Raw genomic sequence first — 20,937 nt, forward strand, 5'->3', positions numbered from 1 at the left:
AAGTTGTAAGACTCCTCAAGTTCTATCATAAAATCTCCACCATGAGAACCACATGAAAAAAGAAAATAAATTTCTAAAATACTCCTAATCGCTTAATCACTATATCCATAATTAAAACAAAGAATTTTTTACTGAATATACAGAATCTTTTAAAATTTCATTGACGAAAATAAATTTTATATATAAAATACTTTTAGAGAGATTAATGAAAGCGATTTCTTTTCGGGAGGTGTACCAGTAAATCCATTCTTTGCTTTAAAAGATGAGTTAAATTAAGGGGGATAATGATGTTTAACAAACCAGTTAGCTTTTTGTTTACAATCTTTTTGCTATTAATTTTGGTAGTAGGCTGTAGCAGTAACCAAACACAGAAACCTGCTTCTAATGAAAACTCATCCTCAAGTAATGATTCTGGCTCACTCCCTAAACAAATGACCTGGAGTGTATATGATGTTGGATCAGGCGGTTACGCAGAGATGTCAGCAATCGCAAACACGCTAACAGAAGAATATGGTATGCAAGTCAGAATGCTGCCATCAGCCAGCGGTGTTGGCCGTATGGTTCCTTTAAGAGACAAAGTAGCCTCTATTGGTAAATTAGGTGATGAGATACAATTTGCATTTGAAGGAAATGAAGAGTTTGCACAACAAGATTGGGGTCCTCAGAACGTTCGTGCGATCTGGGCACCTATCAGTCAATTTGGATTCGCTGTTAGGGAAGATTCAGATATTAAAACTATTGCAGATTTAAAAGGCAAGAAGGTACCGAAGGTTACTGGAAATGCATCGGTAAATATAAAAAACGAGGCAATATTGGCATTTGGCGGATTAACCTGGGATGACGTTGAAGTTGTTGATATTACTTCTTATGCAGGTCAAGGTGAAGCGCTGATTCAAGGACAAATCGACGTTGCAGGTATTAATCCAACTGCTTCAGCTATGTTCGAAGCAGACAGCAAAGGCGGCATTCGCTGGCTTGAAATGGACCCTGAAGATGCTGAAGGCTGGAAGCAAACAGTAGAAACTGCCTCCTGGATGATTCCTTATACAATGGATAACGGGGCTGGAATGGAAAAAGACACAGACATCATGGGACACGGCTATTTAATTGGAGGTTATGCAGATCAAGATCCAAATGCTATCTATGAATTGATAAAAGCGATGGATGAACACTTTACCGCCTATAAAGATGCCATGCCTAACTTAGCTCTATATTCCAAGGATGAAGTTGTGATAGAACCGAAGGGCATTCCATTCCACGAAGGAACTATCAAATTCTTTAAGGAAAAGGGTATGTGGGATGATGAGAAGCAAGCAAAAAATGATGAATTAGTTGCAAGATATGACAATCTAAAAGCTGCATGGGATCAAGCAGTTGAAGAGGCTAAAAAAGAAGGAATCTCTAAAGATGATTTCCCTGCATTCTGGTTAGAGAAAAAAGCAGAACTTGTTAAGTAATTCCCGATATAAAAAATAATGTCAGCCAGCAAGGGTGGCTGACATTATTTTTTAATACGGATTTAGGAAAAGGAGAGTAATAAAATCAAAAATATTACTTGTTCGGAGGGAAATTTAATGAATGTCGAAAGGTTAAATAAAGTATTAAAGATTATTGTAGTTGTTTTTACTATCATTGGCCTTTTACTTTCGATAAACATGCTTTTTTATTTGGAGCTTTTTGGTTTTAATCCGATACAAAATTCCTATCTCTACTATATTTTAGCTTGTTTTATACCAATATCTTTTCTTATTTTTCCAGCAAAAAAAGGGCAAAAAGTAAAGTGGTTTGATTACATTTTTGCACCAGTTTCTTTATGTATATTGATTTATTTTGGGCTAAACGGAGAACGAATGATTTTAGAAGGGTGGGAATGGACAGCACCTCCTATTGCCACATATTTCAGTATCGTTATCTGGGTTCTTTTACTTGAAGCATTAAGGAGAACAGGCGGACTAGTTTTATCAATAGTTTGTTTTCTAATTTCGCTTTATCCTTTAATAGCTACAAGTGTGCCAGTTAGTTTCCTTCAAGGACAATCATATGATTTCTTAACTATAGCAAGAAATCATATTATGAGTTCCAATAGTGTTTTAGGAATTCCTTTAATAACAGTTGGTAATTTAATTCTTGGTTTCCTTGTTTTTGGGGTAGTATTAACTCACTCAGGTGGAGGAGATTTCTTTTTTAAATTAGCACAATCCTTATTTGGGAGATACCGGGGCGGAGAGGCAAAAGTTGCAATTGTGAGTAGTGCTTTCTTCGGCATGTTAAGTGGGAGCGCCATTTCAAACGTTATTACAACTGGCGCAATGACAATACCTGCAATGAAAAAGTCAGGATATAAACCTCATTATGCGGGTGCCATTGAAGCAGTGGCATCAACAGGAGGATCAATTACTCCACCGATCATGGGATCAGCAGCCTTTATCATGGCCTCCTTTTTGGCTATCCCTTATTATGAAATAGCCCTGGCAGCAGCAATCCCTGCCTTATTATATTACATGGGGTTAATTGTCCAAGCCGATGGATATGCAGCTAAAAATAATTTAAAAGGATTACCCAAAGAAAAGATTCCTTCTTTGCTCCAAACATTAAAAAGTGGCTGGTATTATTTATTTGCTCTTGTTTTATTGGTTGTCTTTTTAGTCGTTCTGAATTCTGAAGGACAGGGAGCTTATTATGCAAGTTTAGTGCTGTTAATAATTGCAATGATTAACAAAAGCACAAGAATGAACAAAAAACAATTATTTAATATGTTTGTAGATATAGGAAAAGTCCTAGCTGAAATTGTTTGTATTATTGCAGGTGTAGGTTTTATTGTCGGGGCATTATCAGCAACGGGGGTTTCGTTCTCGTTTTCAAGGGAACTCGTTGCTGCAGCTGGAGATAGTATGATTCTAATCTTAATTGGCGGAGCTATAACTAGTTTTATCTTGGGAATGGGTATGACCGTATCTGCTGTCTATGTGTTTTTGGCTATTATTATGGCACCGGCACTCGTGACAATTGGTGTGGATCCTGTAGCAGCTCATTTGTTTGTAGTGTATTGGGCAACCGTTTCATACATCACGCCACCAGTCGCCTTAGCAGCTTTTGCAGCTTCCGGGATCGCGAAGGCCAGTCCAATGAAAACAGGGTTCACAGCAGTTCGTTTAGGGATTGTCACGTTTCTAGTTCCATTTTTCTTTGTTTACCAGCCGGCATTAATTGGCCGCGGTGATCCGCTTGAAATTGTGACCAGTGTAATATCAGCATTAATAGGAGTTTTTATTCTTGCATCTGCATTAGAAGGTTATCTTGTGGGGATTGGGAGATTACAAAATTATTTTGTACGTTTGCTGGTCTTAATTTCTGGTCTCTGTATGCTAATTCCTGGACTGATGACTGATATTATCGGTTTAACGATAGCTCTACTTATTTTATTTTCACATAAATTTATAAAACCTATAAATGTAAGTATAGAAAAAAATCAGGAGGTTTAACATGTCGAAAGTTGATGCGATTGACCGTTTTTTAAACCCAAAATCAATAGCTATTGTAGGAGTTTCAAAGGATTTCTCATCCATTAGCGGCAAGCCTATTAAAAATTTGATTCACCATAACTTTAAAGGAAACATCTATCCCGTAAATCCTAAATATGAAGAAATCGAGGGCATACCCTGCTTTTCAAGTATTTTGGATATACCGGGTGAAGTGGATGTTGCATTAATTGCTGTAGCTTCCAAAAGAATGCTGCAAATTCTGGATGAATGTGAAAAGAAACAAGTTCACCACTTAATTCTTTTTGGTTCAGGGTTTGCAGAGGTTGGTGAGGAAGGAAAGGCACTTCAAGAAAAAGTTTTTGCAAAGGCCAAGCAAGCAGGGATTCATATTTTAGGTCCAAACTGTGTCGGTTTGCTTAACGTCAAAGAGAGCATTCCATTAGGGTTTGCAACCTCCTTTGAAACAAAAAAAGGTTTTAAACCTGGGAATGTCGGCTTTGCATCACAAAGTGGAGCAATAGGTTTTTCGCTGTTTGGGTTAGCTCAAGAGGAAAACATTGGTTTTTCATATGTAGTTAATACGGGCAACCAGATGGATATACATTCCTTTGATTGTATCGAGTATATGCTGGGAGATCCGGATACAAATGTTGTTGCAGGCTATCTTGAAGCAATCCCGGACGGAGAAATGCTGATAAAATTATCAGAAACTTCTAAATCGTTAAAAAAACCTGTCATTTTATTAAAGTCTGGGCGTTCGGAATTAGGCAGACAAGCAGCAATGTCCCATACTGCTTCATTAACAGGATCTGAAGATGCATTCCAGGCTATTGCAAAACAGTTTGGATTAATTACAGTAAATGACGTGGATAACATGATTGATGCAATGAAGATTTTTTCGAGGGGTAAACAAACAAATGGGAATCGTATTGTTACGGTTTCAAACTCTGGTGCAGCAGGGATTGCCATGGCCGATTATAGTGAAGTATTGGGATTAGAGATGGTACGTTTGTCCAAAGAAACGGCAGCCAAAATAGAATCAATTATTCCATCATATGGATCTGCATTAAACCCAATTGACGTTACTGCACAAGCTCTTAAAGAACAAAATATTTTGACCGAGACACTAGAGGTATTAATCGAAGATGATCAGGTCGACGCAATAGTCTTTCAAACTACTTTTGGAGGAGAACTTGGAACGAAGATTTGCCAGAAAATAGTTGAGATCGATCGAAAAACAGATAAACCAATTATAGTGACGATAACCGGAACAAATGAATTAACAGGAAAGGGGCGTACAATTTTACAGGAAGCAGGGGTCCCTGTATATCCTACATCTTATAAGACAATGTTGTCCTTAAAATACTTAGTGGAGTTTTCGCATTTTAGTAACGACCAGATGTTAGATTCGTCAGCACCAGCATTTTTACAAGATGACGGATCGAATGAATTGACGGGAATATGGACAGAAGAACGCGTTAAGAAGGAACTTTCAATATTAGGAATTCGAGTTCCAAATGGAACGATAATAAAAGATAGAAGCCACCTGGAGAAAGTAAAAGATAACCTAAACTATCCATTAGTATGTAAAGTGATATCCCCAGATGTCCTGCATAAGACAGATGCAGGTGGTGTTAAGGTTAACATTCATAATCCTGTTCAATTGGAAAGAGCATATAATGAAATTTTGCAGTCAGTGCTTCAATATTCTCCAAATGCCCAAATTGATGGAATTCTTGCAGAAGAGATGATTCAGGAAGAAGGAGCTGAAATGTTTATCGGTGTAAAGGAAGATCCTCAATTCGGACCAATGATTGTTTGTGGGCTTGGAGGTGTTTTCATAGAGGTACTAAAAGATATTTCCATTAGACGGGCCCCGATCCAAATTCACGAAGCACATGATATGTTAAAAGAATTAAAAGGATATCCATTGCTTGAGGGTATAAGAGGTGGAAAAAAGCGAGATATTCAAGCTCTTGCTGAGGCACTAGTAAAGGTATCCCAATTTGCCTCACATCATAGGAGGTCAATTGGTGAAATGGATATTAATCCTATATGGGTTTTTGAAGAGGGTAAAGGGATAGCAGCATTAGATGGAATTATTGTTTGGAAGAGTAGAGTCGAAAGATCTGTTTCTGTTTAATTCATTTTTAGACTGGGAGAGATAAAATGGAAAATACCAGTGCCAGTGCGTATTTACAATGGTTGAAAGATGAATTTGAAGAGTCACCCTTTTGGAAGCATATGGGTATATCTTTTGACCGCTTAGAGCCGGGGGATGTCATTATCAAAATGCCGGTAAAAAAAGAGCTTTTGAATTCAAATAGCGTAATGCATGGAGGAGCATTAACTTCTATTTTAGACTCAATTATTGGAGCAGCAATTCGATCTAAAAGAGAAGTGCGAGTTGCGACCATTTCTCTAACAACTCAATTTATTGCACCTGTTAAGGAAGGTACTTTGTATGCGAGTGCTGCTCTAATTAACTCAGGTAACCGCATTCAATTTGTAGAGTCAAAAGCTTTTAATGAAAAGGGACTAACTGTTGGATCTGCATTGGGTACATTTGCCATTTTGAAGTAGTGATTATGTTTTCTAAATTTAACGTATTGGAGGAAAAGAAAAATTGGAATTTCAAACTAAAATCGGAAAATCAGCCACAGATAAGATTTTTGTACATGGGTATAACTTGACCGAGGATTTAATTGGAAATATTACACTTGCAGATATGGCTTTCCTGGGTGCAAAGCATCGAAAACCAACAGAAAATGAATCCAAAATGCTTAACGCAGTATTAGTGGCTATCTGTGAGCATGGTTTTACGCCAAGCTCCATTTCAACCCGTTTAACTTATCTGGGTGCACCCGAGTCTGTTCAATCCGCAGTAGCGGCTGGATTGCTGGGAGCAGGAACTGTTTATCTTGGTGCAATGGAGTATGTTGCCGAAATGCTTCAAAAAGCATTTCAAAAATATGGAGAAGAATACGATATTAAAGAATTAGCTTCTATCATAATAAATGAAAGACAAGAAAACGGGCAACAGCTCCCAGGGTTTGGCCATCCCGTTCATAAACCCGACGACCCCCGAACTGTCAAATTATTCGAGATTGCTGAAACGTTAGGTTTTAAAGGGAAAAACTCACAACTTCTTCAAGAGATTCATAGACAATTTTGTGAGAAAAAAGGAAAAACAATAACTTTAAATGCTGTTGGTGCAATTGGTGCCATAATGGCTGACATGGAGATAGATTACCGTGTTGTAAAATCATTTGCAGTTGCTTCAAGAGCTGTTGGATTAGTGGCTCATATTGTAGAAGAAATCGAACTTGGCAGAAAGGAAAGTATCGGCCAGCAGCTGTTCGATTACATTGAAGAACATACTGATTATAAAGGATAAACCTTCCTTTATTTAAAGGGTCATACTCTAAATTCAGAGTATGATCCAATTTAAATTTTCCATATTACAGGAGGGGAGCTTATGACAATCCAAACGGATATAACTAAATTGCTGGGAATAAAATATCCTATTATACAAGGCGGCTTACAAGGATTAGGGCGTGAGCCCCTCGTTTCAGCTGTTTCAGAAGCAGGATGTTTAGGATTAATAACTGCAGGTACATATCCTTCAAAAAAGGAAATGATAGATGATATAGAGCTCGTTCGTAAAAAAACAAACAAACCATTTGGTGTGAATCTGGCGATCGGAATTCGGAAACCTATGGACGAATATGTTGAGGGCGTTATTGAATCTGGGGTTAGCATTGTATTTACATCTGGCAATAGCCCGGCTAAATTTATGGATCCATTAAAAAAAGCGGGAGTAAAAGTTGTTCATGTCGTACCATCTGTTAGATTTGCACGAAAAGCTGAGGAATTAGGATGTGATGCTGTTGTAATCGTTGGTTACGAATGTGGCGGGCACCCTGGAGCAGATGAAGTTACCTCGATGGTAAAGATTCCTCAAGTTGTAGAATCAGTTAATATCCCAGTAATCGCAGCTGGAGGTTTTAATGATGGGCGTGGGTTGATTGCGGCCTTATCTCTTGGAGCACAAGGTATACAAATGGGAACCAGATTTGTAATGAGTCAGGAATCACCCTTGCCTGAAAATATTAAAGAAACATTAACAAACGCCAATATAACAGACACTTTAGTTATTAAACGATCTATCAATAAACCAAACAGGGTTTATAAAAATAAAGCTGCCCTTAAAGTACTTGAATTGGAAGACCAGAATGCCAAAATAGAAGAATTATTGCCGATTATTGGAGGTGAAGCTTATAAAGTACTGATTGGTGAAGGTGATATTAATGCAGGTGTATTATCAATTGGGCAGGTAATTGGCCGGATCAATCAATATCCAAGCGTTCAGGAAATCATTGATGGAATCATTATAGAAGCAGAATCGGTAATAAAAAAAATGAATCAATTTTGGCAGCCAGTGGGGCATTAATGCTGGGTAACTATAAATAAGCTTTTCTTTCCCTATAAGGAAAACACTTTAATTCCTCTTCTGCATTTTCTCCTTATATATAGATGTTTTCGCTGTTTTATATTAATAAAACTTTTTGTTAAGTTTAGCTTCTTAAAATTCATAAAAATTAGGAAGGAGAGGTTCTATTGGAATATAAATATCTTTTGGAGGAAAAACTAGGCAGCATTTCTCTTCTTCGGCTGAATAAACCTGAAATGCGCAATGCTTTAGTAATGGATATGAGAATGGAATTGCTCTCTGCATTGGAAAAAGCAGAAAATGATGACGAAATAAAATGTATCATCCTTACCGGTCAGGATAAAGCATTTTCTGCAGGAGGAGACCTATCTGCTTTGAAAGAGTTAAAACCCCTTGAAGGCAGAAAAAGGCTTCAAAAATCTTTCCCCTTATTATTAAAGATACTTGAAATTGAGAAACCAATTATTGCCGCAGTCAACGGAGCAGCAGCTGGAGCGGGTTTTAGCCTTACTTTGCTGTGCGATTTAATTATTGCTTCAGACGAGGCATTTTTTGTCCAAAGTTTTGTAAACGTTGGATTAATTCCAGACTTCGCAGCCATACATTTCCTTCCTATGCTAATTGGACCCCATCGGGCAAGAGAGCTAATGTTTTTGGGTGAAAGAATTTCTTCTTTTGAGGCAGAGCGTATAGGTATTGTTAATAGAGTTGTACCTGCTGAATCTTTACTCCAAGAAACAATAAATATAGCAGAAAAGTTAACTAAAAAATCAGGCATTTCTATAGGGATGACAAAAAAAATGATGAATCAGCACTTGCATAAGGACTTAAAACTCCTTTTGGAATTGGAAGCCCAGGGGCAAGATATCTGTTTTCAGACAGAGGATTTTAAGGAAGGCGTGAAAGCATTTTTTGAAAAAAGGGAACCTAACTTTTCCGGAAGGTAACTTAGATAAATTCGTTTATTCTTGAGGACAGGCAGAGTAATTAATTTCGTCATAATTATGGCTATTAATTTTTTGCAAAGGGGTTAAAAGATGAAAGAGATATTTAACGAACTGAAACCAAAAGCTAAACTAGGTGGAATGCCAGAGCCTAGAGGAATTAATTTTTATGACATTGATTCGAATTTGGATTTTTTAATTCATTTCTACGTTCCCCAAGAAGAATATAAACGCGCTCTCCCTCTTCTATCGTGTCTTGGCGCTGTCGCCGGAGGAAAATTAGATGATTTATCCAGGGAAGCGGATCGCCATCCACCGGAATTAAATCATTTTAATAAATACGGAGACCGGGTTGATCAGGTGAATTATCACCCAGCTTATCAACAAATGGAGGAAATTGGGTACAGTCAGTTTGGGCTTGTAGCAATGTCTCATCAGCCTGGTGTAATGGGGTGGCCAACTCGGTTTTCAAGACTATTAAAATATTCCTTCTGGTATTTATTTGCTCAATCCGAATTTGGACTATGCTGTCCTATGAGCATGACCGATTCTGCAGCTAGAGTCATAGATCAATTTGCCTCACCAGAAATTAAGAAATCTTTTTTATCCCGGCTGACAAGTACAGATATGAGCCAGCTTTGGACGGCTGCTCAATTCATGACAGAAAAACAAGGCGGCTCCGATGTTGGGGAGAATACTTTAGTGGCTAAAAAGGCTGGGGATCATTGGGAGCTTTGGGGTGATAAATGGTTTTGTTCAAATGTAAGTGCTGATGTTGCTTTAGTATTAGCTCGCCCAGAAGGAGCTGAAAAAGGAACAAAAGGATTGGCTATGTTTTTGGTGCCAAATAAGCTGGAGAACGGAGAGCGGAACCGATATCGTATAAACAGGCTGAAAGATAAGCTGGGCACAAAGGATATGGCTTCGGGGGAGGTTTCTTTTGAGGGGGCCACAGGATATGTGGTCGGTAATATTGATAAAGGATTTAAGCAAATGATGTCTATGGTAAATTCATCCCGGCTATCCAATGCAGTTCGTTCAGCTGCGATGATGAGGAGAAGCTTTTTAGAAGCGCTATATACAGCCAGAGGGAGAAAAGCCTTTGGCCATGCACTTATCCAATTGCCATTGATGAAAGAGAACATTTTTGAAATACTTCTTGATACTGAAGCAGCAGCTTCAATGATCTTTTACACCGCTGATGTTTTTGATAAATCAGATTGCGGAAATGAGGAATATAAACTCATACTTCGAATATTGACACCTTTGCTTAAAGGATATATCTGCAAGCGCGCTCGCTATATAACAGCAGAAGCAATGGAAATACGCGGAGGGAATGGATATATAGAAGAATGGGTTAACCCTAAACTAGTCCGGGACGCCCATTTAGGCTCCATTTGGGAAGGTACCACAAATATTGTTGCACTGGATGTTTTAAGAGCCATAAATAAAGACCATGCAGGAAATGCATTCATGACTGATTTTGAAAAACGGCTATCCAGTCTAAACAATGCTTTTGTACAGCGTGCTGCTAAACTTTGCCTGAAGAAAGCAGAGAAACTGCAAAGACAATTTGATTCAATCACTTTAGAACAGACCATGGAACATGAAATATCAGCAAAACGCCTTATGAATAATATGTATCATATTTGTGCTTCCAGTCTGCTGCTGCAAGAAGCAGATTATCAGATCTCGGAAAATGGCGGATACAGAAAGTTGTTCGTATTTATGCATTATTTTCAAAGATACGTTCAACCCCCAGCTGAAACAGGTGTTTTTGATAGATCATTAGATAAGTGGTTAGAGTCAATAATTGATTGGGAGGACATACCTTCTGAAGCTGTAAATGAACTTTTAAATGAATTAGAGGCATGCATATTAAAAAGCTGTGTTTGAATGAACTGCTTCTGCTTAGTTTATTGTTTATAGAAAGATATATTTAAATAGGGAGGAGCTATAAATATGTATAAAAAAATTTACACTTTCGATACAACGTTAAGGGACGGGGAACAAACTCCAGGTGTCAATTTAAACCAGAAGGAAAAAGTTGAAATAGCCCTGCAGCTGGAGAGATTGGGCATTGATATTATTGAGGCAGGTTTTGCTGCTGCGTCTCCCGGAGATTTAAATGCAGTGCGCGCTGTAGCAAAAGCTGTAAATGAACCGATAGTGGTGAGTTTGGCACGAACAAATAAAGAGGACATTGATGCTGCTGTAAAAGCTTTTGAAGGGATAAAAAATGTTGGAATTCATATTTTTATAGCGACCTCTCCTATTCATATGGAGAAAAAATTAAATCTAACAGAGGAACAAGTGATATCTAAATCAATAGAAGCAGTTCGATATGCTAGGCAATTTTTTGATCATATTGAATTCTCATTTGAAGATTCAACCCGTTCCGATATGAACTTTTTATGTTCTATTTCTGAAAAAGTAATTGAGGCTGGAGCGAAAGTATTAAATTATCCGGATACCGTAGGATATACAACTCCATGGGAATATAGTGAAAGATTTAAAATACTTAAAAATCGTGTGGAAGGGATTGATAAGGTAATATTAAGCTGCCATTGCCACAACGATTTAGGAATGGCAACCGTGAATTCGCTTGCGGCGATTGAAGCTGGAGTTACTCAAGTCGAAGGCTGCCTGAATGGTATTGGAGAAAGGGCGGGTAATGCTCCTTTAGAGGAAGTAGCTTTAGCACTGGAGACTCGCTATGACTACTTCCGAAAGAGAACAACGATGAATCTTAAAGAAATAGCTAAAACGAGTAAGCTTGTTAGCCGTTTAACAGCCATGCCAATTTCCGCTACAAAGCCAATTATTGGGGATAATGCCTTTGCACATGAATCCGGCATCCATCAGGACGGTGTATTAAAAGATAAAGGGACTTATGAAATTATGAAACCAGAAACAGTTGGCTTAAAAGAAAGCAGCCTTATATTAGGGAAGCTTTCCGGCCGGCATGCATTAAGGGGAAAATTGGCTGAGCTTGGCTATAGTTTAAGTGATGAGGAATTATCCTTTGTATTTAAAAAGTTCAAGGACCTTGCAGATCGAAAAAAACAGGTTTTAGATGAGGACATAATTACATTGCTGGATAAGGAGATAACGAATGAAATTGAATACTATAAATTGAAAGCACTTTATATCTCGTATTCCACACCAGAACAGCCATACGCATCCGTTCAATTACTTGATAAATACGAACTGGTGCAAGAGGAAGGCGCATTTGGGAATGGTGCAGTTGATGCTATTTTTAATGCTATTGATAAAATCATTGATTTGAATATTGAATTACTTGATTATAAAATTCTTTCAGTTACAAAGGGGAAGGATGCTCAAGGAGAAGTTTATGTGCAAATAAAAAATGAAGAGGCAGTCTCGCAGGGGCGGGGAATTAGTATCGATATCCTTGAAGCAAGTGCTTATGCATACATTATGGCAGTTAATCGAATTAAAAATAAAATTGAACAAAATGTTACATTATAAATTTACTTTTAAAATATATTGGTGATCCTTTTTAGAATATAAATTTAATACTGCCATCTTGAAAAAGGAATGTTAATCATAATATTCCTTTATTTTTTATTGCAGTAAGCACCTTTGAATTAAGTACCGATGATGGAAAAGGAAAGAATTTAGGAGTGAAGAAGAGGGAGGAAGTTATATGATTGGGGCTGTTGAAATCATAGATTTGTATGGTTTTAGTGATAAGAGGGATTCAGCATTAACTTTAATGAGAATCACGCCATGACAAAGGATATATATTATGGATGGTACATAGTTGCCTCAGCTTCTGTGATCGTGCTTCTCACCATGGGACTTCGAATGGGAATTGGTCCGCTTGTTAATCCGATAATGCTCGATTTTGGATTGTCCAGAACTGAGTTCTCCATAGTCGCTGCAATTGGCATGATTATTTATGGCATTGGAATGCCTCTGGCTGGATTGCTTTTAAAACGTTATAGTACTAAATTTGTTTTGTTAACCGGCTTACTTACAGTTTGTTTATCAATATTATGGACAATAAATTCAATAGGATTTTTCTCATTACTCTTTTCATTTGGAATTTTTCTTTCACTGGGTCTTTCCTTTTTAAGCAATATTACTTTAGCTCCAATCGTCAGCAAGTGGTTTGTTCTCAAAAGGGGAAAGGCACTCTTCTACCTTTCTACAGGCGGTATGGCTGGAATCGCAATCATGACTCCTGTTGAAGCTATATTAATTGATTTAGTTGGCTGGCAGCAAACTCTTCTATTGTTTGCAGTGTTATTCATATGTGTAGTGCTTCCTTCGGCAATTTTTGTAATGCGGGAAGATGTACCTGAGGGGGCAGATGGTTCCGTTGTTCACAGGGATACAATTTTGAAGGATATACTGCCGGAAATTACTTGGAAAGATGCTTTTAAAACAAAGGCGTATTGGCAGATTGTATTTGGGATGTTTGCCTGTGGTTTTGGCATGAATCTGATGGGATCCCATGCGGTTCCTATGTTAATGGATCATCATTTTAAGCCTATGACTGCTTCCTACGGTGTCGGGACAATTGGAGTTGTAGCTATATTCAGTACTTTATTTTTAGGATCGATTGCAGATCGCTACCCAAGAAAAAATATTCTCTTTTGGATCTATTTGGTCCGCGGCGGAGGTTTCCTTGGTTTAGTATACGCGGCAAGTCCATGGCAGCTGTTTCTTGTATCAGTTACTGGGGGCTTGGTATGGGCAGGGTCCATAGCAATATCGTCTGCCATTCTAGGCGATTTTTATGGAATTCAACTTTTGGGAATATTAAATGGCTGGGCTTTTTTAGTACATCAGATAGGAGGTGCTATTGGATCTTTTATTGGAGGGTGGGGATATGAAAGGTTTGACACTCATTTAATATCTTTTGGATTAGCGGCTGTTTTTGCGTTACTTGCAAGCTGGGCGTCCTTTAAATTACCTGAGAAACTCGGGCACGCTCAAAATACGAATATTAGTGGCGGTCAAGCTGTCGTAAATACCAAGAGTTAAATTGTTCAAATGCATTTCAGATTGCATTCAGCCCTGAAAATATTATTCCCAAACACTATTGATAATAGTGTATTAGTTGAAATATCGAGGAGGATTTAGATGATATATAAAAACATTTTAGTCAAGAGAAATAGTCAGATTGCTTATATAATAATAAATCGTCAGGAGGTTAGGAATGCACTTAATTCGGAAACGGTTAATGAATTTCAAACCGCTCTTAACGAGTTGGAATTGGATGAATCAATACGATGTATTGTTTTTACTGGGGCGGGAGAAAAATCCTTTGCTTCAGGTGCAGATATTTCACAGTTAAAGGATAGAACAGCATTGGAAACTTTAAGAAAAAAAGGGATGCAGCAGGTTTATGAATATATTGAAAGCTATCCTAAACCTACTATTGCCATGATTAATGGCTATGCTCTAGGAGGCGGATGCGAGCTTGCAATGGCATGTGACATTCGAATTGCTTCAACAAATGCAAAAATGGGCCTGCCGGAATTAAATTTGTCCATCATCCCAGGAGCAGGCGGCACACAAAGATTGGCACGGCTTGTAGGGAAAGGAAAGGCATTAGAAATGATCCTGACAGGAAAAATCATCTCTGCTGAAGAGGCAAAAATGTGTGGGCTTGTCTCAGAAGTCGTTTTACCTAATAAACTTCAGGAAAAAACAGAGGAAATTGCTGAATTCATTATTAATAAAGGCCCGCTAGCAGTCCAGCTCGCTAAATTATCAATAAATATCGGAACAGAAACCGATTTGAAAACAGGACTTATGTTAGAAAAACTAGCCCAGGCATTTTTAATGTCAACTGAAGATAAAAAAGAAGGAACGCTGGCATTTCTGGAAAAGAGGAAGCCAAAGTTTCATGGGAAATAGGTGTAAATGGATAAAAGTAATGCCATAGTATGCTTCCCAAGAATGAAGGAGGAAAAACAAAAAACAAAGGTCATAAGATTTAAATATATAAAAATTTAAGAATATTCATAATAATAATTGAAATTGTAGATTGGATACAGTATCCTATTTATATAAAGCTAATATTTTTCCAGCTGTCTATTGGGGGAATAATTCTATGAAGTTAGTAAACGAAGTAATGATTTATGAAGTCGGTCTTCGGGATGGCCTTCAGCTTGAATCCATGATACTGACACCAGAAGAGAAGCTTGATGTATTTAATTTATTGCATGAGGCAAAGGTTTCTGAGGTAGAGTTTGGTTCTTTTGTCCATCCCAAGTTAGTGCCGCAAATGGCGAACACGTCAGAGTTCTATTCTCAGATTCAGCAGCATGAGGCAAAGATGGAGCTTGTTGCCCTTGTCCCCAATTTAAAAGGGCTTGAAATTGCCAAAGAAAATGGAGTCAGGTCTGTTAATTATGTTTTGTCAGCAAGTAATACACATAATCAGCAAAATGTCCGCCAGTCAACGGATGAATCTCTGAATAGCTTTAAGGTTTTATCACAATTTGCATCTAAGTATGATATTGGATTAAATGTAACAGTCGCAACTTCATTCGGCTGTCCTTTTGAAGGAACAGTCCCTCAGAATCGCATCATGAAAATTGTAGATACCCTCCTTTTACATAACATCAAAAGAATTACACTAGCAGATACAACTGGCATGGCTAATCCAAAACAGGTATATGACCTAGCAAAAGCGGTTTCAGATGAATGGAGAAATTTTGAATTCGGCTGTCATTTTCATAATACAAGAGGGATGGGAATGGCAAATATACTCGCAGGTATGGAGGCGGGCATCAGACTTTACGATGCATCAATTGGAGGAATCGGAGGCTGTCCATTTGCTCCTGGCGCTACAGGCAATGTATGTACAGAAGATGTTGTTCACATGATGGAGGAAATGGGAGTGAGAACCTCCATTGACCTTGATACACTAATTGCTGCTTCTGAAAAATTAAAGGATATACTTGGCCATGATTTGCCGGGGCAAGTAGCCAAAGCAGGAAAGAGTTCCCGAAGGTATCCGGTACCGAACTGAAACAACTATTATACATTTGAAGGGATGAGTAAGATGCTGGTGCAAACATATGAAACGATTAAACTCGAAAGTCCTGGCCAACAGGAAGGCATATTCTTATTAACTTTAAACCGGCCCGATTCAATGAATGCCTTGAATACAAAAATGGCATTGGAATTAATTCAAGTGCTGGATGAATTAAAATATGACGAAAATGTAAGGGTACTCATTTTGACGGGATCTGGCACGAAAAGTTTTTGCGTTGGAGCTGATCTTAAAGAACGAAATGGCATGTCACAAAAAGAATGGAAAAAACAGCATGACTATTTTGAACAAGTAACAGAGAAAATCCATGAGTTTCCATATCCGGTAGTTGGAGCAGTAAATGGATATGCATTAGGAGGCGGTATGGAAATTGCCCTAAGCTGTGATATTAGAACTGCGGCCCGGCATGCAGGATTGGGCCTTCCTGAATCTAAATTAGGCCTTATTCCGGGTATTGGGGGAACACAGCTTCTCCCTCGCATCATTCCTATAGGGATAGCTAAGGAATTGCTTTTCACAGGCAAACGGATTGGCGCTGAAGAAGGAAAGCAGCTTGGAATCATTAATCATATTTTCTCAAGCGAAACACTCATTGAAGAAACGGTTAAACTGGCCGAAACTATTGCTGCTAATGCACCGCTTTCTTTAAAAGCATTAAAAAAAGCAGTAAATAAAGGAACAGAAACAGATTTAGCAACAGGGCTGGCATTTGAACTGGAGGCTTATTATAGATGTGCAAATTCCGAAGATCGTTTGGAAGGGATCTATGCATTTAATGAAAAGCGCCCACCCCATTGGAAAGGTAAGTAAAGAAATTCTTAAATATATTTATTATTTTGGAGGGAACAGAGATGGCAAATAATACACAAACAATGGAAAACACTGAACATGAAATGATTCGGAAAAGTGTTCGCACTTTATGTGAGCGCTTTCCTGAAGAGTATTGGAGAGATACAGATGAGAGAGATGCCTACCCTACAGCATTTGTCAAAGCCTTGACTGACGAAGGCTGGCTGTCAGTGCTCATTCCTGAAGAATATGGCGGAGCTGGCCTTGGGATGAAAGAAGCAGGCATTATTTTAGAGGAGATAAATCGCTCAGGAGGCAATGCTGGAGCTTGCCATGCTCAAATGTATACAATGGGTGCATTGCTTCGGCACGGAAACGAGGAGCAAAAGCAAAGATTTCTTCCCAAAATTGCCAGTGGTGAATTAAGGCTTCAGGCATTTGGCATTACAGAACCAACAGCAGGCAGTGATACAACGAGCATCCAAACTTTTGCTGAGAGAAAGGGAGACAAATATATCGTTCATGGCCAAAAGATTTGGACTTCCCGGGCTGAGCATTCAGATTTAATGATGCTCCTGGCTAGAACGACTCCGAAAGACCAGGTGCAAAAGAAAACGGATGGACTTAGCCTATTTATCCTGGACATGAAGGAACAGGCAGATAAAATTGATATCCGGCCCATTGATACGATGATCAATCATGCAACAACTGAAGTCTTTTTCGAAGGAGCTGAAATTCCAGCTGAAAACCTGATTGGCGAAGAAGGCAAAGGCTTCCGCTATGTGCTTGGAGGAATGAATGCAGAACGCATTTTAATATCCTCAGAATCGATTGGGGATGGGATGTATTTCGTAGATAAATCGGTTCAATATGCAAATGAGCGTGTGGTTTTTAACAGGCCAATCGGGCAAAATCAAGGAGTGCAATTCCCAATCTCAAGGGCCTATATGGATATTCAGGCAGCGAAGCTAATGCGTGATAAGGCAGCCGAGATGTTTGATGCAGGTATGGATTGCGGTGCAGAAGCAAACATGGCTAAATACCTTGCATCAGAAGCGACCTGGCGTGCAGCAAATGCAGCCATGGACACATATGGCGGATATGGTTTTGCTAAGGAATACAATATTGAACGTAAATTTAGAGAAGCCCGGCTGTTTATCGTAGCTCCTATTACCAACAACCTCGTCGTAAGCTATGTTGGCCAGCATGTTCTAGGGCTGCCGCGTTCATTCTAAAAACCAAAACCCGAGGGCCATAATATTATTTGGTCCTCTCTTTAATAAGAAGGAGGAACAAGGATGGCAGGACCGTTATCAGGTATTACTGTTGTGGATATTACTACAAATATTTCCGGCCCCAGTTTAACTATGATTCTCGCGGACTTAGGAGCTGAAATCATCAAAATTGAAAGGCCGGTTACTGGAGATGACTCAAGAGGCATGGGACCTTTTTGGGAAGGGGAAGGCGTTTATTTCCTTCATATAAATCGCAATAAAAAGTCTGTTGTCATTGACCTCAAGCAGGATGCTGGCCGAAGAATTGTTTACGATCTTGTTGAGAAAGCTGATGTGTTTGTAGAGAACTTCCGTTACAAGAAAGCGGAAAAAATGGGACTTGGTTACGAAAAATTAAAAGAAATTAATCCTTCCCTTGTTTATTGTTCTTTATCGGCTTACGGACAGAACGGACCTTTGCGGGAAAGATCCGGGTACGATGCAATCGCCCAGGCAGATTCCGGCATTATCGGGATTAACGGGGCAGAAGGGTCAGAGATTGCAAGAGTTCCAGTTTCCGTACTGGATCAGGGAAGTGCAATGTGGGGAGCCATTGGCATTATTTCTGCCCTTTTTCATAAAGAAAAAACGGGAGAAGGCCAGCTGGTAACAACCTCTCTTTATGAAACAGGTGTTTTTTGGGTTGGCTATCATATGCTATCCTGGCTTGCTACAGGAAAGGAACCCCGAAAGAATGGTGCAGGCCATACTGCCTTTGCACCATATGGGGCTTTTTATGCAAGCGATGCACCCGTCATGATTGGAATATCCAATAATTCATTATTTAGCCGTTTATGCAAAGTGCTGGGCAAAGAGGAATGGGTTACAGACATAAGATATGAGACGAATCCTAAAAGAGTTGAAAATAGAGAAAATTTGAGAGTTGCCATTGAAAACATACTGCAATCAAAACCAGCTGATGAATGGGTAAAACTTTTGGCAGAAGCCGGGGTGCCGAGCTCAAAGGTAAAAAAGATTTCAGAAGTTGTTGAGGATAAGCAGGCTCAAGCCATTAAAATGTGGGAGAGTCTGGCACATTCGAACATCGAAGGGTTTAAGCTTCCCCGGCTTCCCTTTGAACTAAGCATGTCACCAGCAGAGATTAAACAAGCTCCTCCAAAGCTGGGAGAAAATTCTAAGGATATCTTGAAAAAGATTGGGTATGATGAAGCGAAGATTGAGGACCTGTTAAATAATAAAATTGTTCAAACATATGAAGAAAAAGCACAAACCCGGTAAATGAGAGAGATTACTGTTATATCCAGGTAAGTATTTGTACAGAAGCCAACAGGAGAGTTTAATTGATTTCTAACCTCCTGGCCAAATAGCCAGGAGTTATTTTAATGGTCTTCTATATATTTTTGAATTTTTCTATATGCAGTTGATTGATTTATGCCAAGGGCTTTGCCGACTTTATAGGAGCTTCGGTATTTTTTATAAGCTTTTATGATTAATTGTTCTTCCAATTCCTCGTGTGCCTGCTTTAATGTGCAAATTTCATTAATATGGACTGTATATTGCTTATGGCCGTTTGTTGAGCTAACAATCTTTTGCGGCAAATCTGATAATTGAATTTCATCCCTGTCGGCTATAACAACTAAACGCTCCATTAAATTTTCCAATTCTCTAACGTTTCCAGGCCAACTGTAATTAATTAGCTTGTTTTCTGCTTTCAGGCTTAGATAGGCAGATATTCCATATTTTTTATTGAATTTTTCTAAAAAGTGGTCCATTAAGTATGAAATGTCCTCTGGTCTTGTACTTAAAGGAGGAATATAAATGGGAATCACATTTAACCTGTAAAATAAATCTTCTCTGAATGTTCCGTCCTCCACCATTGTTTCCAAGTCTTTATTTGTTGCAGCAATAATTCTGGTATCTACGGGTATTGGTCTGGTGCCGCCAATCCGCTGAATTTCATTTTCTTGAAGGGCTTTTAATAGTTTTACCTGAAGGTTAAGGGGCATCTCGCCTATTTCGTCCAAAAATAATGTACCGCCATTTGCCGCTTCGAATAATCCTTTTTTGCCTTCTTTTTTCGCACCTGTAAAGGCGCCTGGTTCGTACCCAAAAAGTTCTGATTCAATAAGAGACTCCGGTATTGCACCGCAATTAATATGTATGAAAGGCTGCTTACTTCTTTTGCTTTTTTTATGGATGTGAGATACGATTACACCTTTTCCGACACCGGATTTTCCTGTAACAAGAACAGTTGAATCGACCTTCGCAATTTTATCTGCCATTTTCACTATTTTTCGCATATCGGGTGAAAAAGAAATAAAATCTTCTTCATCTTTATTATGAAACCGCCTTAATTCTTCTAGCTCTTCCTGAAAGCTTTCAAGTAAATGTTCGGTACGCTCAATCTTATTGCGAAGCTGTCTGATTTCAGTCAGATCCCTGGAGGTAAAAACAATGAACTCTATATTTCCTTCTGTGTCCAAAGAGGGGTTTCCGATGCAATGAATAGTTTGCCCTGTTCTTGTTCTTTGTATCATTGATACCCTCTCTTTCCGCTCTTTAACAATCGGAAACAAAGAGGGGGAAAACAGCCCTTTTCTCGCCAGTTCTTCCGTATTTTTTCCTACTATTTCAGCTGCCTTCATCCCATAAAATGCCTCTCCGGCCGGATTCACTCTAAGGACTGTACCAATGCCGTCAGTAACAAAAATTTCATCAAAACAGGTATTAATAATTGTCTCCAATTCATGGTTCAAATTCTTATAATGTGTGAGCTCGCAAATTTCCATAAATTCACCCGCATTTTTTAATAAATTGAGGTAATAGAGTCTGGTAATGAAATAATAGCATATTAAGCAGGCATCAACAATTCATAATATTTAGAATAATGAATATTAATGCAGAAATGCATTATTACTAATGCACAGAAGCATTAAACTCGCAGCTGAAGCTCATTGATTCTCTATCTAGCACTAATAGATTGTTGGCATAAAAC

At 38.6% G+C, this 20,937-nt stretch carries 16 protein-coding genes; 15 read left to right on the forward strand and 1 reads right to left on the reverse strand.

Annotated features, from left to right (window positions below; translation table 11 throughout):
- The first annotated feature begins 287 nt into the window (after positions 1-287).
- The 15 genes from ACXAD1_RS09340 to ACXAD1_RS09410 all read left to right on the forward strand — a co-directional run bounded on the left by ACXAD1_RS09340 (position 288) and on the right by ACXAD1_RS09410 (position 19,220).
- Positions 288-1,457, forward strand: a complete 1,170-nt coding sequence (locus ACXAD1_RS09340; RefSeq protein WP_206837125.1) for a TAXI family TRAP transporter solute-binding subunit — start codon at positions 288-290, stop codon at positions 1,455-1,457.
- Positions 1,458-1,574: 117 nt separating this feature from the next.
- Positions 1,575-3,482, forward strand: a complete 1,908-nt coding sequence (locus ACXAD1_RS09345; RefSeq protein WP_370224895.1) for a TRAP transporter permease — start codon at positions 1,575-1,577, stop codon at positions 3,480-3,482.
- A gap of 1 nt (position 3,483) precedes the next feature.
- Complete coding sequence (locus ACXAD1_RS09350; protein WP_474909892.1) at positions 3,484-5,625, forward strand: acetate--CoA ligase family protein; 2,142 nt, start codon at positions 3,484-3,486, stop codon at positions 5,623-5,625.
- A 26-nt stretch (positions 5,626-5,651) separates the two neighbouring features.
- Positions 5,652-6,065, forward strand: coding sequence for a PaaI family thioesterase (locus tag ACXAD1_RS09355; protein WP_370224893.1), 414 nt, complete (start codon positions 5,652-5,654; stop codon positions 6,063-6,065).
- Between the two features lie 43 nt (positions 6,066-6,108).
- Complete coding sequence (locus tag ACXAD1_RS09360) at positions 6,109-6,879, forward strand: citryl-CoA lyase (RefSeq protein WP_370224892.1); 771 nt, start codon at positions 6,109-6,111, stop codon at positions 6,877-6,879.
- An 81-nt stretch (positions 6,880-6,960) separates the two neighbouring features.
- The gene (locus ACXAD1_RS09365) at positions 6,961-7,935 is read left to right on the forward strand and encodes an NAD(P)H-dependent flavin oxidoreductase (protein WP_370224891.1); all 975 of its coding nucleotides are present in this window, start codon (positions 6,961-6,963) and stop codon (positions 7,933-7,935) included.
- A 185-nt stretch (positions 7,936-8,120) separates the two neighbouring features.
- Positions 8,121-8,882, forward strand: coding sequence for an enoyl-CoA hydratase/isomerase family protein (locus tag ACXAD1_RS09370; protein WP_244671110.1), 762 nt, complete (start codon positions 8,121-8,123; stop codon positions 8,880-8,882).
- 90 nt (positions 8,883-8,972) lie between these two features.
- Positions 8,973-10,775 carry an acyl-CoA dehydrogenase family protein gene (locus ACXAD1_RS09375; RefSeq protein WP_474909893.1) on the forward strand — a complete coding sequence of 601 codons (1,803 nt, stop codon included), beginning with the start codon at positions 8,973-8,975 and terminating at the stop codon, positions 10,773-10,775.
- Positions 10,776-10,841: 66 nt separating this feature from the next.
- A complete protein-coding gene (locus ACXAD1_RS09380; protein WP_474909894.1) occupies positions 10,842-12,371 on the forward strand; it encodes a 2-isopropylmalate synthase in 1,530 nt (509 codons plus the stop codon).
- A 261-nt stretch (positions 12,372-12,632) separates the two neighbouring features.
- Positions 12,633-13,895, forward strand: coding sequence for an MFS transporter (locus tag ACXAD1_RS09385; RefSeq protein WP_206837149.1), 1,263 nt, complete (start codon positions 12,633-12,635; stop codon positions 13,893-13,895).
- Positions 13,896-13,994: 99 nt separating this feature from the next.
- The gene (locus tag ACXAD1_RS09390; protein ID WP_370224885.1) at positions 13,995-14,774 is read left to right on the forward strand and encodes an enoyl-CoA hydratase/isomerase family protein; all 780 of its coding nucleotides are present in this window, start codon (positions 13,995-13,997) and stop codon (positions 14,772-14,774) included.
- Positions 14,775-14,970: 196 nt separating this feature from the next.
- A complete protein-coding gene (locus ACXAD1_RS09395; protein WP_370224883.1) occupies positions 14,971-15,894 on the forward strand; it encodes a hydroxymethylglutaryl-CoA lyase in 924 nt (307 codons plus the stop codon).
- 33 nt (positions 15,895-15,927) lie between these two features.
- A complete protein-coding gene (locus ACXAD1_RS09400) occupies positions 15,928-16,728 on the forward strand; it encodes an enoyl-CoA hydratase-related protein (RefSeq protein WP_206837157.1) in 801 nt (266 codons plus the stop codon).
- A gap of 41 nt (positions 16,729-16,769) precedes the next feature.
- Positions 16,770-17,942 (forward strand): acyl-CoA dehydrogenase family protein, encoded by a 1,173-nt coding sequence (locus ACXAD1_RS09405; protein WP_370224882.1) that lies wholly within the window; start codon positions 16,770-16,772, stop codon positions 17,940-17,942.
- A 63-nt stretch (positions 17,943-18,005) separates the two neighbouring features.
- The gene (locus tag ACXAD1_RS09410; RefSeq protein WP_474909895.1) at positions 18,006-19,220 is read left to right on the forward strand and encodes a CaiB/BaiF CoA transferase family protein; all 1,215 of its coding nucleotides are present in this window, start codon (positions 18,006-18,008) and stop codon (positions 19,218-19,220) included.
- Positions 19,221-19,321: 101 nt separating this feature from the next.
- On the opposite strand, the gene ACXAD1_RS09415 is transcribed toward ACXAD1_RS09410, so the two are convergent.
- A complete protein-coding gene (locus ACXAD1_RS09415; RefSeq protein ID WP_206837166.1) occupies positions 19,322-20,731 on the reverse strand; it encodes a sigma-54 interaction domain-containing protein in 1,410 nt (469 codons plus the stop codon).
- Positions 20,732-20,937 lie beyond the last annotated feature (206 nt).

This window comes from Cytobacillus sp. ABV4_503 (genome assembly GCF_056158445.1).